This is a genomic window from Microbaculum marinum (assembly GCF_037855135.1).
In the GTDB taxonomy this organism is placed as follows: domain Bacteria; phylum Pseudomonadota; class Alphaproteobacteria; order Rhizobiales; family Tepidamorphaceae; genus Microbaculum; species Microbaculum marinum.
In genome coordinates, this window is the sequence record NZ_JAZHOF010000005.1 from 328,021 (window position 1) to 341,930 (window position 13,910).

The window sequence follows — 13,910 nt, forward strand, 5'->3', positions numbered from 1 at the left end:
GGCGCGATGGGTCCCTTTCTGTCGATCTTCCTGCTGCTGCTCGTCACCGGCGTGCCAATCTCGCTGGCGCTCGGCGTCGGCGGCATGATGTACCTGTACTGGACCGGCAACGGCATGCTGATCCTGTCCTTTCCGCAGCGCATGCTGGCCGGCGTCGATTCGTTCGTGCTCCTGACCATTCCGCTGTTCCTGCTGGCCGGCGCGCTAATGAATGTCGGCGGCATCACCGACAGGATCATCACCTTCGCCCGCGCCATGGTCGGCCACCGGCAGGGCGGACTGTCCTCGGTCACGGTGCTGTCGAGCCTGTTCTTCGCCGGCATTTCGGGGTCGGCCACCGCGGAGGCCTCGGCGCTCGGCTCGATCCTGGTGCCGGCAATGTCGAAGCAGGGGATGCCGACGGCCTATGCCGCGGCGCTGGTCGGCGTGTCGGCGATCATGGGTCCGATCATCCCGCCGTCGATCACCATCATCGTCTACGGCGTGCTGGCCTCCGCCTCGATCGGCCAGCTCTTCCTTGCCGGAGTCTTTCCGGGCATCCTGCTGACGGCGGGCTTCCTCATCTACGCGAGCTGGCGGGCGAGACGCGACGGTTTCCCGGTGTCGCCCAAGGCCTCCTGGACGGAGCGCCGGCAAGCCATGTTCCGCACGCTGCCCGCTCTGCTGATGCCGCTGATCATCATCGTCGGCATCAAGGGCGGCATCGTCACGGCAACGGAATCGGCGGCCGTCGCGGTGACCTACGCCCTGGCCATCGGCCTCCTTTACAGGGACCTCACCTTCCGGCGGATCTGGGAGGCGCTGGCGGTGACCGCGATCACCACCTCGGCGGTCCTGTTCATCATCTCGATGGCCTCGATCGTGTCGTTCGTCTTCGCGCTGGAACAAGTGCCGGCGCAGGTTGCCCGCAGCGTGCTGTCGATCAGCGACAATCCCTATTTCGTGCTGCTGATGCTGAACGTCGCGCTGGTGATCCTCGGCATGTTCCTGGAGCCGATCACGATCCTCATCCTGACCATGCCGGTGCTGCTGCAAATGGCGCAGATCATCGGCATGGACCTGGTCCAGTTCGGGATGATGGTTGTGCTGAACGTGGTGATCGGACTGGCCACGCCGCCGGTCGGGATCTGCCTGTTCATCGTCTGCGCGATATCGGGTAAATCGCTTGTCGAAGTGTCGAAGGAGGCTATACCGCTGTTGCTGATCGCCATCTTCGTGCTGGCGCTCGTCGCCCTGGTCCCGCCCATCACGCTTTTCCTGCCGCATTCGTTTGGCGGCGTTCAGTAAGCCCTACCCCGCCGAGAGAAAGGCTCCGATGAAGAAGCAAGACAAGGTGATCATCACCTGTGCCGTCACCGGCTCCATCCACACGCCGACGATGACGCCGCATCTGCCGCTCACCCCCAACGAGATCGCCGAGGGCGCGATCGGCGCCGCGGAAGCCGGGGCATCGATAATCCACCTGCACGCGCGCGATCCCGAGGACGGCAAGCCGACGCCGGACCCCGAGGTGTTCATGCAGTTCCTGCCGCGCATCAAGCAGTCGACAGATGCAGTGATCAACATCACCACCGGCGGCGGCCACGGCATGAGCGTTCAGGAGCGGCTCGCCGCACCGCTGCGCGCCAAGCCGGAAATGTGCTCGCTCAACATGGGGTCGATGAACTTCGGGCTGTTCCCGATGCTCGACCGCTACAAGGAGTTCCAGCATGACTGGGAACGCCAGCACCTGGAAAACTCGCGCGATTTCATCTTCCGAAATACGTTCAAGGACATCGAGTACATCCTGAAGGAGCTGGGCGAGACGCACGGCACGCGCTTCGAGTTCGAGTGCTACGACGTCGGCCACCTCTACAACCTCGCCCACTTCCTCGACCGCGGCCTCGTCAAGCCGCCGCTGTTCGTGCAGACGATCTTCGGCATCCTCGGCGGCATCGGCGCCGATCCCGACAACGTCACCCATATGCGCCGCATTGCCGACAAGCTGTTCGGCGACGACTGGTGCTGGTCGATCCTGGCGGCCGGGCGCAACCAGATGCCGTTCTGCACGATGGCCGCGACGATGGGCGCAAACGTCCGGGTCGGGCTGGAGGATTCGATCTATCTGGGCAAGGGCCAGCTGGCGGAAACCAACGCCGCGCAGGTCGCCAAGATCCGGCGCATCCTCGAGGACATCTCGCTGGAGATCGCGACGCCCGACGAGGCGCGGGCCATGCTCGATCTGAAGGGTGCCGACCGGGTCGGGTTCTGAGGCCCGTGAAAGTCTTCATCGTCTATGCCCATCCCGAGCCGACCTCCTTCTGCGCGGCCCTGAAGAACCATGCCGTCGCGACGCTGGAGGCGGCCGGCCACGAGGTGCTCGTATCGGACCTGTACGCGGAGAACTTCAATCCGGTGGCGGGCCGGCACGATTTTCTTGGCGTCCACGACCCCGATCGCTTCCACTACCAGAACGAGCAGCTGCACGCCGCCGAGGGCGGGGGGTTCTCGCCGGAACTCGCCCGCGAGCAGGAACGCCTGCAGTGGTGCGACGTCGCCATTCTGGTGTTTCCGCTCTGGTGGTCCAACCTTCCCGCGATCCTCAAGGGGTGGGCGGACCGGGTGCTGGCCTACGGCTTCGCCTATCTCGACGGGCTGCGCTTCGAGCGCGGCCTGTTCAAGGGCAAGCGGGGGATGGTCTGCGTCACCACCGGCGGCACGACGGAACGATTTTCTCCCGATGGCGTTTACGGACCTATCGGTCCGATCCTGAGACCGGCCAACCGCGGGGTCTTCGAGTATCTCGGAATGGAGGTGATTGATCCCTTCGTGGCCTATGCCGCGCCGCGCGTCGACGACGACGAGCGGAGGCAGTACCTTTCCGCGTGGGAGCAGCGCCTGAAGCAGCTCTGAGCCCGGGACAGACTGCGCATCGCGAAGGTTCCCTTGCAGGGGCCGAGATGCGCCCCGGTTAACCACCATCCGATTTTTGCGATAGCTCATGGGCGAAAGCCGGTCTGCTGTGGCAGACTGGCGTCCGGACGCAGAACCCGCTCCCGTACATTCTATTCAAAGGAGTTCCGTCTATGAGCGCCACCAAGACAAGCAGCAAGTCGGCCGGATCCGACGACGTGTCCGAGAGCTTCGACCGGCTGATGGACCAGCTTGGCCGACTTCGCGACGATCTGTCCGAGATCCAGGGCGCCGCGAAGGACCTCGCCAAGGCCGGCGCCACCGAAGGCCGTGACCGGCTGCAGTCGGAGATCGAGGAAATGACGCGCCGGATCGCGGAACTGTCCTCGGAGCTTGAAGCCCGCGGCCACAACGCGGCGCGCAAGGCCGGCGCCAAGGCGAGCGAATTGAGCGGGGAACTCGAGAGCACGATCAATCGCAATCCACTCGCCGCCGTGCTGATCGCCGTGGGCCTCGGCTTCCTGATCGGCATGGCTTCCCGGGGCCGCTCCTAGTGTCGATCAACAGCATGGTGCGGGCGGTCGCGGAGACCGCCGTCGACGCCGTGCGCCCGGCCATCGAGGAAACCGTCCGCGACGCGGCGCGCAACGCGGCGCGCCGGACGATCTTCTTCGTTGCCGCCCTGATCCTCCTGGCCATCGTCCTCGTTTTCGCCGAGTTCGCGCTTTTCCTGTGGTTGCGGACCCACATGGCGCCGTACTTCGCGGCTCTCATCGTCGCCGGGGTCGCTCTGGCGTTGATGGCAATAGCCCTGCTGGTCGCCCTGGCCAGCGGAGGCCGGCCCAAGCCGGAAATGCCGGTGGAGCCCGACCACTCCGCTCTGGAAGCCCAGGCCGAAGCATCCGCGCGCTTTCGAATGAACGGCGAGCCGTGGACCACCCTCGCCAGGGACGCCGAGTCACTCGGGAAGTCGTTCGGAAAGGAAGCCTCCGGCAGCCAGCTCGTGCTCGGGGCGTTCGTCGTGGGCATGCTGCTCGGCCATCTCCGGAAGTAGCCGCTACTGGACGATGTTGTCGTCGGGAGCGCTGCGCGCGACCGCGGCGACGATGTCCAGCCCCGCCGCCAGCGTCTCCATCGGAGGAGACGCCAGCGCAAGCCTTACCGCGTTGGGAGCATGGCCCTGGCCGGCCGCGAAGGCTGCGGCCGGCATAACCGCCACTCCGCGGCGAGAGGCCGCCGCCACGAAGGTGTCGGCGCGCCAGCCCTCAGGCAGTTCCAGCCACAGATGATAGGCGCGCGGATCGCCGTGCACCTCGAACCCGGCGAGCCGGTCGCGCGCCAGTACCTGACGCGCCGCGGCATCCCTGCGGCGCAGCACCGCCAGCCGGTCAACGATGTCCTCGCGCATGAGGCGGCCTGCGGCCATCAGCCCGTAGGTCTGCGGACGCCAGCCGCCGGCCCTGACCGCAGTGGAGACCGCCTCGCGGAGCGGGCCGGCCGGCGCATGCAGGAAGCCCAGCGTCAGCCCCGGCGCGACGCGCTTAGACAGGCTGTCCACGTACAGGGTGCGATCGGGCGCGTGGGCGGCGAGCGGCGCCGGGGCGGCGTCGTGGAGGAAGGCGTAGACGGCATCCTCGATGGCGACGATATCGTGCTTTTCCAGTACGGCGGCGAGCTCGGCGCGACGACCGGCCGGCATCGTCACGCCGAGCGGGTTGTGCAGGGTCGGCTGCAGGTAGATCGCTCTCAGCGGTGCGGATCTGTGCGCCTCCTCGACGGCCTCCGGCACGATCCCGTGTGCGTCCATCGCCAGCGGTACGGCCCGGAGGCCGAGGCGGGCCATCTTCACCTTGGCGACCGGATAGGTCATCCGTTCTATGCCGATGCGCTCGCCCGCGGGCGCGACCGCCGACAGGGCGGCCGCGATCGCCTGGCGGCCGTTACCGGATATCGCGAGTCCCTCGGGATCCGGCGTCCAGCCGCCGATCGCCATGATGCGTGCGGCGTCCTGCCGGATCTCGCCGCTGCCGCTGATGGCGCTCGGCTGCAGCGCCGCCTCCAGGGCGCGGGGATCGAGCAGACTTTCCATTGCCGGGGCGACCAGCCCCGGCACCTCCGGGAGGACGGAGTAGTTCAGTTCCAGGTCGATGCGGTCGTGCCGGGTCTCATAGAGCGGCACGCCTGCCAGGCTCGGCTCCGGGCCCGACACGAAGGTGCCCCGGCCGACTTCGCCGCTGACCAGGCCGCGCCGGCCAAGCTCGGCATAGACCCGGCTGGCGGTCGAGACCGCGATCTCGTTGCGGTAGGCGAACTCGCGTTGCGGCGGCAGCCGCTCGCCCACCGCCAGCCGTCCCGACCTGATGTCGTCGGCGAGCCGGTCGGCAATTGCCCGATAGTCCGTCATCCGGTTTTGCTCCGAGTGCAATATAATGATTGAATTCTATTCTTGGCGCAATAAATATTCTATTGATATCGGATTGCACCGATAGAATACCTCTCTTTATTGTGGATTGCTCCGATGCCAATCACCTCTGTCGCTCCCGCGCTCCGGACGAAGCGTCCCATCCGGTGGGCCTTTGTCGCCCTCTATCCCTTGTGGCTGGCGGGGATCTGGATGGATCGGGTCCGCAAACGCCGCGAACTGGCCGGGCTAGACGAGTTCCAGCTCGACGACGCTGGAATCGACCCCGATTACGTTCGCCGGGAAGTCCGAAAGCCGTTCTGGCGGGCTTAGAGCGGTTCAGAGACGAGGACGACGGTGCAGGCATGTCCCGAAATTGCCCGTCCCGAAGGGTTTGCGATAGCTCTGAACCGCTCCAGTACCTCAGCGGCTGTCCATCGCCAGCTCGACCGCTCGCACCGCCCGACGGATCGCCGGCAGGAAGCTGTCGACCATCTCGTCGGCGGAAACGCGCGCGGCCTGGGCGGAGATGTTGATCGCAATGTTGGAGCGGGAATTGGGATTGCGCACGGGCGCGGCGATCGAGCGCAGGCCAATCTCGAGCTCCTCGTTGACCAGCACGTAGCCACTCTCCCGCACCTCCTCCAGCCGGCGCCGCAGCGCGATCCGCGTGGTCAGCGTGTACACGGTGAGAGGCTTCAGGTCGGCTGCCGAGAAGTAGATCTCCAGTTCGCGCGGCGTGAGAATGGACAGCAGCGCCTGACCCATCGAGGTGGCATGCGCGGGCAGGCGCGTGCCGATGCCGAGGCCGATCGTCATGATGCGGTGGCGTGCCGGGGCGCGAGCGACATAGATGATGTCGGTGCCGTCCAGCATCGCTGCCGACGCGGACTCGTCGAATTCCTGGGACAGTCCGCGCAGCACATCCTGCACCACCTCCAGTTCGGAAGCCGAGGAGACATAGGACTGCGCCAGCTCGAGGATTGCCGGGGTCAGTTCGTAGAACTTACCGTCCGTGCGTGCGAGGCCCACATCGCATAAGGTGATCAGGAAACGGCGGGCGGCGGCGCGGGTCAGGCCCGTGCGGGCGGCGACGTCGGTGATCGTCTGGCGCCGGTTGCCCGCATCGAAGCTGCGGATGACGCCGATCCCGCGGACCAGGGACTGCACGGACTCGTCGCGAATAGCCAAGCGCGCCTCGATGTTCAAGTTCGTATGACGAACATAGAACCGTAGTGCGAACTGAGACGTTGACGCAAGCACCCGCTGACAGGAGAAAGGGCCAGGGGCCGCAGTGCCTCGGAACAAGAGGATTGCCGAGTGGCGCGCTTCACATCCCTTGCAGACGCGATCGAGGAATGCATCCAGGACGGCGACAGCGTCGCTATGGAAGGTTTCACCCACCTCATTCCGCACGCGGCCGGACACGAGGTGATCCGCCAGGGCCGCAAGCACCTGACGCTCTATCGCATGACGCCGGACCTGATCTACGACCAGCTGATAGGCATGGGATGCGCCGACAGGCTGGTCTTCTCGTGGGGCGGCAATCCCGGCGTCGGCTCGCTGCACCGGCTGCGCGACGCGGTGGAGAACGGCTGGCCACACCGGCTGGAGATCGAGGAGCACAGCCACGCCGCGATGGCCAACGCCTACGACGCGGGCGCCGCCAATCTGCCCTTCGCAGCGTTCCGCGGCTATATCGGCGTCGACCTGCCGAACGTCAATCCGAACATCAGGCACGTGACCTGCCCGTTCACCGGCGAGGAACTGGCGGCGGTGCCGGCGATCCGACCGGACGCGACGGTCATCCACGCGCTGCGCGCCGATCGCGAGGGCAACGTGCTGCTCGAAGGCATCGTCGGGGTGCAGAAGGAAGCCGTGCTGGCGGCGAAGAAGGCGGTCGTCACCGTCGAGGAGATCGTCGACGATTTCGGCGACCTGTCGCCGAACGCCGTCATCCTGCCGAGCTGGACGATCACCGCGATCGTCGAGGTGCCGGGCGGCGCGCACCCCTCCTATGCGCACGGCTATTACAAGCGCGACAACGCCTATTATATCGCCTGGGACCCGATCGGCCGGGAGCGCGACGCGTTCATCGCCTGGATGAAGGAGAACGTGCTCGACGGCGGCCCCGGGGATTTCGCAAGATACGCAAAGGCGGGAGACCGGCCATGAGCTACAGCGCCAGCGAGATGATGACGGTCGCGGCAGCGCGGCTCCTGAAGAACGAGGACGTCTGCTTCGTCGGCATCGGCGCGCCGTCGGCGGCCTGCAACCTCGCCCGGCTGACCCACGCGCCGGAGATCACGCTGATCTACGAGTCCGGCACGATCGCCACCAGGCCCGACGTGCTGCCTCTGTCGATCGGCGACGGCGAGCTGTGCGACACGGCGCTGACCACCGTGCCGGTGCCGGAGATGTTCCGCTACTGGCTGCAGGGCGGGCGGATCACGCTCGGCTTCCTCGGCGGTGCCCAGATCGACCGCTTCGCCAACCTCAACACCACGGTCGTCGGCCCCTACGACGAGCCGAAGGTGCGGCTGCCGGGCGGCGGCGGGGCGCCGGAGATCGCCGCCCATTGCGGCGAGATCCTGATCATCATGGCGCTCAGCCGCCGCGGCTTCGTCGATCATCTCGACTTCATCACCTCGATGGGCCACGGCGAGGGCGGCGACCACCGGAAGCGCCTCGGCCTGAAGACCAGGGGCCCGACCCGGGTGATCACCGACATGTGCATCCTTGAGCCCGACCCCGACACCAAAGAGCTCACTGTCGTGTCGATCCATCCGGGCATCACGCGCGATCAGATCACCGAAGCCTGCGGCTGGCCGATCCGCTTTGCCGACGAGGTAGCGAACACGCCGGCGCCGACCGCGACGGAACTGGAGACGCTGCGCGAACTGCACGAGCGCACGCGCAAGGCGCATTCAAAAGCGGCCTGAGGCAAACCTGCCGGGAGGATTGCCGGCCGGCACCGCTCGAATCGGGGTCCGGCCGCAAAGAGAGAGGACAAGCACGATGAGCGACGTCAACGGCTACCGCATCGTCTCGCCGGACAGCGCCCCCGCCCATCCCTATCCCGACTACCGGTCGAACCCGATCCGGGTGCCGAAGCGGCCGCTGATGATCCTGCCGCACACGCTGTCCGAGGTGACGGGTCCCGCCTATGGCCATGACACGGTGCGGCCCGAGGACGCCGACCTGACCCGCCAGCACGGCGGCGAACCGCTGGGCGAGCGCATCATCGTGCACGGCCGCATGATGGACGAGGACGGCCGACCGGTTCGCAACTCCCTGATCGAGCTGTGGCAGGCCAACGCGGCCGGTCGCTACGTCCACCAGCGCGACCAGCATCCGGCGCCGATCGATCCGAACTTCACCGGCGCCGGGCGCTGCATCACCGACGACGACGGCCACTACCGATTCGTCACCATCCGGCCCGGCGCCTATCCCTGGCGCAACCATCACAACGCCTGGCGGCCGGCGCACATCCATTTCTCGCTGTTCGGACCGAGCTTCATGCAGCGGCTGGTGACGCAGATGTACTTTCCCGGCGATCCGCTGTTTCCGTTCGACCCGATCTTCAATTCGGTTACGGACGCAAAGGCACGCGAACGGATGATCTCCAAGTTCGACCTCGATGCCACCGAGCCCGAGTGGGCGCTGGCCTTCAGGTTCGACATCGTGCTGCGCGGTCGCGAAGCGACCCCCATGGAGGACTGAGCATGTCGAAGACGACGCCCTCCCAGACCGTCGGGCCGTTCTTCCATTTCGGCCTCACCGACAACTACGAGATCGACGACCTTGCCGGCGAGGCCGCCGAGGGCGAGCGCATCGTCATCGAGGGCCACGTCTACGATGGCGACGGGGCGCCGGTGCCCGACTGCATGATCGAGATCTGGCAGGCGAACGCGGCCGGCAAATACGACCATCCCGAGGACCGGCAGGACAAGCCGGTCGACCTCAACTTCGCCGGCTTCGGCCGCGTCGGCACCGACCCGGAGGGCCGCTTCCACTTCCGCACCGTGCGGCCCGGTCCCGTGGCCGGCCGCGGCAACGCGCTGCAGGCGCCGCACATCGTCGTGCAGATCTTCGCGCGCGGACTGCTGCAACAGCTGTTCACCCGCGTCTACCTGGAGGGCGAGCCGCTCAACGACACCGATCCGGTGCTGAACATGATCGAGGACCATGCCGCCCGCTCGTCGCTGATCGCCAGGAACAAGGGCGACGGCCACTATCACTGGGACATCGTGCTTCAGGGCGAGGGCGAGACGCAGTTCTTCGCGGGGTAGAGACGGCGCCCGCCTCCGAAGAGCCTGGACCCGAGCGGCGCGTTCGCCCGCCGCTTCAGCTACAATCTGCGACCCTTTCCGACAGTTTCGCCAGATCCTGGCAAAGCTCTGCGACGTTTGCGCGCGACATTGCCCGCAGATCCGGTCGAGGGCGGCCGGACAACGTCAGGAGGATCGGCAATGCGGCTTTCGAATATGGCCCTGGGCGCGGCGGTGATGGTGCTGGCCGGCGTGACGGCGGTTGAAGCATCGGCCTGGACGCGCCATTCGACGACCTACACGGCTCGCGGCCCGTACACGTCCCAGGCGGCGGGCGGATGCGCCTACTCCACATGCGGACGGAGCGTCGTCACCTACGGCCCCTACGGCGGTGCAGTCAGCCGGTCGGGCAGCGTGACGCAGGTGGCGCCGGGCGTCTATGCCTACGGACGCACCGTCGTCGGCCCATATGGCCGCAGCGCCACCAGGACCGGCGCGGTCACGGTCTCGCCGGGATCCTGACGGCATGTCGAGCGTACCCGGCAAGCTGCAAGGGTGCCCGAATCAGCGCACGGCGACAGGGGAGGCAGGCCGGACGTCCCGGAGGGTCGCCGCTCTCGCCCTGGCTCTCGCTAGCCTGGGCGTCAGCCTCGCCAGCATGCCGGCCGCCGCCCAGTTCGGGCCACCGACGGACATCCGCAAGGTACTGCGCGAGGCTTGCGCCGGCGACTTCCGCAGGCTGTGCGGCCGCGTCCGGCCGGGCGAAGGCAGAATCCTGGCCTGCTTCAAGGAGAACCGGGCCGCGCTCTCGCTCCCATGCCAGGATGCCCTTGCACCCGTTCTCGACGGGCAGCCGCCGGACGCGGGCAGGCCACCGCCGCCGGAGTAGCCAGCCAATGGGCCGCACCGGATGTCCGGTGCGGCCCGAACCGGGGCCGCATGAGGCGGGACAGCGCCTCACACGTCCAGATTCGACACGCTCAGCGCGTTGTCCTGGATGAAGCGCTTGCGCGGTTCTACGACGTCGCCCATCAGTTCGGTGAAGATTTCGTCGGCGTCGACCGCCTCGCGAACCCTGACCTGCAGGAGCGAGCGCGCATTGGCATCGAGCGTGGTTTCCCAGAGCTGGCCGGGATTCATCTCGCCGAGACCCTTGTAGCGCTGCAGGCCGAGCCCCTTGGAACCTGCCGCCATCACCGCCTTGAACAGGGCGGAGGGACCGCGAATCTCGGTCTCCACGTCCTTGCGCCGGAAGATCGCGGCCTTGTGGAAGATCTCCTGCAGGTAGACGGTGTGGGAGTCGAGCTTGCGCGCATCGGCCGACTCCAGCAGGGCGCGATCGATAAAGGCCGCCTCGCGAACCCCGCGCACCTCGCGCTCGAACCGGAAGCCGCCGTCGTCGGTCGGCACCCCGACCCACCCCTGCTCGGTCTCTTCCGACAGAAGGTCCAGCCGTCGCGCGACGTAGGCGGCCGCCGCATTGCGTTCCTCGTCGGTTTTGCCGGCGGCGCCGTTCATGATGCCGGCGATCGCCGCCTGCTCGACGGCGGTGCGGTGGTAGCGGCCATGCAGGCCCTGCACCGTCTTGGCGATCACCCGCGCCTCGTCGACGATCGCGCGCAGGTCCTGACCCGAACGCACCTCGCCGTTGGCGAGCGTCAGCGACGCATCCTCCAGGCCGGTTCCGATAAGATACTCCTCAAGAGCCCGCTCGTCCTTCAGGTACTGCTCGGAGTTGCCGCGCTTCACCTTGTAGAGCGGCGGCTGGGCGATGAAGAGGTGGCCGTTCTCGAGGATCTGCGGCATCTGCCGGTAGAAGAAGGTGAGAAGCAGCGTGCGGATATGGGCGCCGTCGACATCGGCGTCCGTCATGATGATGATCTTGTGGTAGCGCAGCTTCTCGATGTTGAATTCCTCGCCGATGCCGGTGCCCAGCGCGGTGATCAGCATGCCGATCTGGTCCGACGACAACATCTTGTCGAAACGGGCCCGCTCGACGTTGAGGATCTTGCCGCGCAGCGGCAGCACCGCCTGGTTGGCGCGGTTTCGGCCCTGCTTGGCGGAGCCGCCTGCCGAGTCGCCCTCGACGATGAAAAGTTCGGACTTGGCCGGATCGCGCTCCTGGCAGTCGGCGAGCTTGCCGGGCAGGTTGGCGATCTCCAGTGCGCCCTTGCGCCGCGTCAGTTCGCGCGCCTTGCGCGCCGCCTCGCGGGCGGCGGCCGCCTCGACCACCTTGGAGACGATCGCCTTGGCTTCCGCCGGATGTTCCTCGAACCAGGTGCTGAGGCGCTCGTTGATGACGCTCTCGACCACCGGCCGGACCTCGGAGGAGACAAGCTTGTCCTTGGTCTGGCTGGAGAACTTCGGATCCGGCACCTTGACGGACAGGACGCAGGTCAGGCCCTCGCGGCAGTCGTCGCCGGTGAGCGACACCTTCTCCTTGCGCATGATGCCCGAAGACTCGGCATAGCCGGTCACCTGGCGCGTCAAGGATCCGCGCAGGCCGGCCAGATGCGTGCCGCCGTCGCGCTGCGGGATGTTGTTGGTAAAGCAGAGCACGTTCTCGTGGTAGGAATCGTTCCACCACATGGCGACGTCGACGACCACGCCGTCCCGCTCGCCGGTAATGACGATCGGCTGCGGCAGCAGCGCCGACTTGGCCCGGTCGAGATACCTTACGAAGGCCTCGATGCCGCCATCGTAGTGCATCTCCTCGACCCTGGTCTCGACACCGCGCCTGTCGGTCAGGACGATGGTCACGCCGGAATTCAGGAAGGCGAGTTCACGCAGCCGGTGCTCCAGCGTCGACCAGTCGAACTCGGTCATCGTGAAGGTCGTGGCCGCGGGCTGGAACGTCACCTCCGTGCCGGACTTGCCACCGGCGTCGCCGGTCACCTCCAGCGGCGACTGGGCGACGCCGTCGTGGAACACCATCGTATGCTCCAGGCCGGCGCGCCAGATCCGCAGGGTGAGCTTGGAGGACAGGGCGTTGACGACGGACACGCCGACGCCGTGCAGCCCGCCGGAGACCTTGTAGGAGTTCTGGTCGAATTTCCCGCCGGCATGCAGCTGGGTCATGATGACCTCCGCCGCGGAGACGCCTTCTTCGTGCATTTCGGTGGGGATGCCGCGGCCGTTGTCGACGACCGTCGCGGAGCCATCGGCATTGAGCGTCACCTCGACCCGGTCGCAATAGCCGGCCAGCGCCTCGTCGATGGCGTTGTCCACCACCTCGTAGATCATGTGATGAAGGCCGGAACCGTCGTCGGTATCGCCGATATACATGCCGGGGCGCTTGCGCACGGCATCGAGGCCCTTGAGGACCTTGATGGATTCGGCACCGTAGTCGCCGCCCTGCGGAGCGACGGGCTCGTTATCCTGCATCTGCTGTTTCCGTTTCTCTAACCGGTCCCTGCGATGAGCTCGCCCCGGTCGCGCCGAGCGCCGGAAGGACATGAAGAATCAATGACATCCTAGCATTTCCGGGGCTCGGTTGCCGAGCCCCGCAGGACGAAAATCGTCATGCCCGATATGGGGATTTCACGGCCGATTTTCAAGTTGTCCCAGGGACTTAGCCGCGGGTGGCAATGGCGGCGGCCGCGCCGATCATGGCCGCTCCCGCGATCCGGTTGAGAATCCGCCGCGCGCGCGAGTTGGCAAAGAAGCCGCGCGCCCTCGCAGCAAGCGCCGCGTAGGGCGCGAGCACGACCACAAGTACCACGAAAACGATCGCCGCCATCTCCGCGAAACCTAGCAGCGTCAGCCCGCCGAGATCGACGATCGTCGGCAGCAGCGCCAGGTAGAACAGGATCACCTTAGGATTGCCGAGGGTGACGAACAGCCCGGCGAAGAAGGCGCCGGCTCCGGACGTCGTCCCCGGCGGCAAGGCGGCCGCGTCCGGCCGCGCCATGAAGAGCCGCAACGCCAGATAGACGAGATAGGCGGCACCGGCCCAGCGGATGACGGTGAAGACCCCGCCGAACGTCGCCGCGATCACGCCGAGGCCGAGCGCGGCGGCCGACAGAAAGATCAGGTCGCCGACGATCAGACCCAGCATCATCGGCAGCGTCCGGCGAAAACCCGCACCGAGCGCACGCGCGACGATCGCCGCGATCCCCGGCCCGGGGATCGACGCGGCCAGCGCCAGCGCGGCGGCAAAGGTGATGAGGCTCGTCCAATCCATGGGCGATTGTCCTATCGGAAATCGGGTCCAGCGGGAAGCGGGCTGCGGTCAAGCTACCGAGCCTTGAGTGCCAAGACCTTTGTCTTCTTTTTATTAAACCGCTCGGCAAGATGGTATAAGCAATCCAGCGCACGAGTAAGCAAGCTGTACGCTTGTGAATCGA

15 protein-coding genes are annotated in these 13,910 nt (G+C 66.7%); 11 read left to right on the forward strand and 4 right to left on the reverse strand.

Annotated elements, in window-relative coordinates; translation table 11 throughout:
* The first annotated feature begins 6 nt into the window (after positions 1 to 6).
* The 5 genes from V3328_RS14250 (at position 7) to V3328_RS14270 (ending at position 3,946) form a co-directional block, all read left to right on the forward strand.
* Positions 7 to 1,287: a TRAP transporter large permease gene (locus tag V3328_RS14250; RefSeq protein WP_340330344.1), complete on the forward strand. Its 1,281-nt coding sequence runs from the start codon at positions 7 to 9 to the stop codon at positions 1,285 to 1,287.
* A 28-nt stretch (positions 1,288 to 1,315) separates the two neighbouring features.
* The gene (gene kce / locus V3328_RS14255; RefSeq protein ID WP_340330345.1) at positions 1,316 to 2,251 is read left to right on the forward strand and encodes a 3,5-dioxohexanoate:acetyl-CoA acetone transferase; all 936 of its coding nucleotides are present in this window, start codon (positions 1,316 to 1,318) and stop codon (positions 2,249 to 2,251) included.
* A gap of 5 nt (positions 2,252 to 2,256) precedes the next feature.
* The gene (locus tag V3328_RS14260; protein ID WP_340330346.1) at positions 2,257 to 2,892 is read left to right on the forward strand and encodes an NAD(P)H-dependent oxidoreductase; all 636 of its coding nucleotides are present in this window, start codon (positions 2,257 to 2,259) and stop codon (positions 2,890 to 2,892) included.
* A gap of 173 nt (positions 2,893 to 3,065) precedes the next feature.
* Positions 3,066 to 3,446 (forward strand): ElaB/YgaM/YqjD family protein, encoded by a 381-nt coding sequence (locus V3328_RS14265; RefSeq protein ID WP_340330347.1) that lies wholly within the window; start codon positions 3,066 to 3,068, stop codon positions 3,444 to 3,446.
* Entirely contained in the window at positions 3,446 to 3,946 is a 501-nt protein-coding gene (locus tag V3328_RS14270) for a phage holin family protein (RefSeq protein ID WP_340330348.1), read from the forward strand. The genes V3328_RS14265 and V3328_RS14270 overlap by 1 nt, the downstream gene beginning before the upstream one ends.
* A 3-nt stretch (positions 3,947 to 3,949) precedes the next feature.
* On the opposite strand, the gene V3328_RS14275 is transcribed toward V3328_RS14270, so the two are convergent.
* Entirely contained in the window at positions 3,950 to 5,296 is a 1,347-nt protein-coding gene (locus V3328_RS14275; protein ID WP_340330349.1) for an aminotransferase-like domain-containing protein, read from the reverse strand.
* 114 nt (positions 5,297 to 5,410) lie between these two features.
* Here V3328_RS14275 and V3328_RS14280 point away from each other — a divergent pair, with 114 nt between their 5' ends.
* Positions 5,411 to 5,626, forward strand: a complete 216-nt coding sequence (locus V3328_RS14280; RefSeq protein ID WP_340330350.1) for a DUF1127 domain-containing protein — start codon at positions 5,411 to 5,413, stop codon at positions 5,624 to 5,626.
* A 90-nt stretch (positions 5,627 to 5,716) separates the two neighbouring features.
* On the opposite strand, the gene V3328_RS14285 is transcribed toward V3328_RS14280, so the two are convergent.
* Positions 5,717 to 6,502, reverse strand: a complete 786-nt coding sequence (locus V3328_RS14285) for an IclR family transcriptional regulator domain-containing protein (RefSeq protein ID WP_340330351.1) — start codon at positions 6,500 to 6,502, stop codon at positions 5,717 to 5,719.
* A 111-nt stretch (positions 6,503 to 6,613) separates the two neighbouring features.
* On the opposite strand from V3328_RS14285, the gene V3328_RS14290 reads away from it, so the two are divergent.
* The 5 genes from V3328_RS14290 to V3328_RS14310 all read left to right on the forward strand — a co-directional run bounded on the left by V3328_RS14290 (position 6,614) and on the right by V3328_RS14310 (position 10,086).
* Positions 6,614 to 7,468 (forward strand): CoA transferase subunit A, encoded by an 855-nt coding sequence (locus V3328_RS14290; RefSeq protein ID WP_340330352.1) that lies wholly within the window; start codon positions 6,614 to 6,616, stop codon positions 7,466 to 7,468.
* On the forward strand, positions 7,465 to 8,235 hold the full coding sequence (locus V3328_RS14295; RefSeq protein WP_340330353.1) for a CoA-transferase subunit beta: 771 nt from the start codon (positions 7,465 to 7,467) through the stop codon (positions 8,233 to 8,235). Before V3328_RS14290 ends, V3328_RS14295 begins: the two co-directional genes overlap by 4 nt.
* 76 nt (positions 8,236 to 8,311) lie before the next feature.
* Positions 8,312 to 9,016, forward strand: a complete 705-nt coding sequence (gene pcaH, locus V3328_RS14300; protein ID WP_340330354.1) for a protocatechuate 3,4-dioxygenase subunit beta — start codon at positions 8,312 to 8,314, stop codon at positions 9,014 to 9,016.
* A 2-nt stretch (positions 9,017 to 9,018) separates the two neighbouring features.
* On the forward strand, positions 9,019 to 9,585 hold the full coding sequence (gene pcaG / locus V3328_RS14305; RefSeq protein ID WP_340330355.1) for a protocatechuate 3,4-dioxygenase subunit alpha: 567 nt from the start codon (positions 9,019 to 9,021) through the stop codon (positions 9,583 to 9,585).
* 180 nt (positions 9,586 to 9,765) lie between these two features.
* The gene (locus tag V3328_RS14310; RefSeq protein WP_340330356.1) at positions 9,766 to 10,086 is read left to right on the forward strand and encodes a hypothetical protein; all 321 of its coding nucleotides are present in this window, start codon (positions 9,766 to 9,768) and stop codon (positions 10,084 to 10,086) included.
* Between the two features lie 435 nt (positions 10,087 to 10,521).
* Here the strand turns inward: V3328_RS14310 and gyrB are convergent, their stop codons facing one another.
* Positions 10,522 to 12,948 (reverse strand): DNA topoisomerase (ATP-hydrolyzing) subunit B, encoded by a 2,427-nt coding sequence (gene gyrB / locus V3328_RS14315; RefSeq protein WP_340330357.1) that lies wholly within the window; start codon positions 12,946 to 12,948, stop codon positions 10,522 to 10,524.
* Between the two features lie 187 nt (positions 12,949 to 13,135).
* Complete coding sequence (locus tag V3328_RS14320) at positions 13,136 to 13,747, reverse strand: LysE family translocator (protein WP_340330358.1); 612 nt, start codon at positions 13,745 to 13,747, stop codon at positions 13,136 to 13,138.
* Positions 13,748 to 13,910 lie beyond the last annotated feature (163 nt).

Bases quoted from the DNA above. Each gene is read 5' to 3' on its own strand.
- V3328_RS14275 (WP_340330349.1), bottom strand. From the start codon at position 5,296: ATGACGGACTATCGGGCAATTGCCGACCGGCTCGCCGACGACATCAGG.
- V3328_RS14310 (WP_340330356.1), top strand. From the start codon at position 9,766: ATGCGGCTTTCGAATATGGCCCTGGGCGCGGCGGTGATGGTGCTGGCC.
- V3328_RS14320 (WP_340330358.1), bottom strand. From the start codon at position 13,747: ATGGATTGGACGAGCCTCATCACCTTTGCCGCCGCGCTGGCGCTGGCC.
- pcaH (WP_340330354.1), top strand. From the start codon at position 8,312: ATGAGCGACGTCAACGGCTACCGCATCGTCTCGCCGGACAGCGCCCCC.
- V3328_RS14265 (WP_340330347.1), top strand. From the start codon at position 3,066: ATGAGCGCCACCAAGACAAGCAGCAAGTCGGCCGGATCCGACGACGTG.
- V3328_RS14250 (WP_340330344.1), top strand. From the start codon at position 7: ATGGGTCCCTTTCTGTCGATCTTCCTGCTGCTGCTCGTCACCGGCGTG.
- gyrB (WP_340330357.1), bottom strand. From the start codon at position 12,948: ATGCAGGATAACGAGCCCGTCGCTCCGCAGGGCGGCGACTACGGTGCC.
- kce (WP_340330345.1), top strand. From the start codon at position 1,316: ATGAAGAAGCAAGACAAGGTGATCATCACCTGTGCCGTCACCGGCTCC.
- V3328_RS14295 (WP_340330353.1), top strand. From the start codon at position 7,465: ATGAGCTACAGCGCCAGCGAGATGATGACGGTCGCGGCAGCGCGGCTC.
- V3328_RS14280 (WP_340330350.1), top strand. From the start codon at position 5,411: ATGCCAATCACCTCTGTCGCTCCCGCGCTCCGGACGAAGCGTCCCATC.
- pcaG (WP_340330355.1), top strand. From the start codon at position 9,019: ATGTCGAAGACGACGCCCTCCCAGACCGTCGGGCCGTTCTTCCATTTC.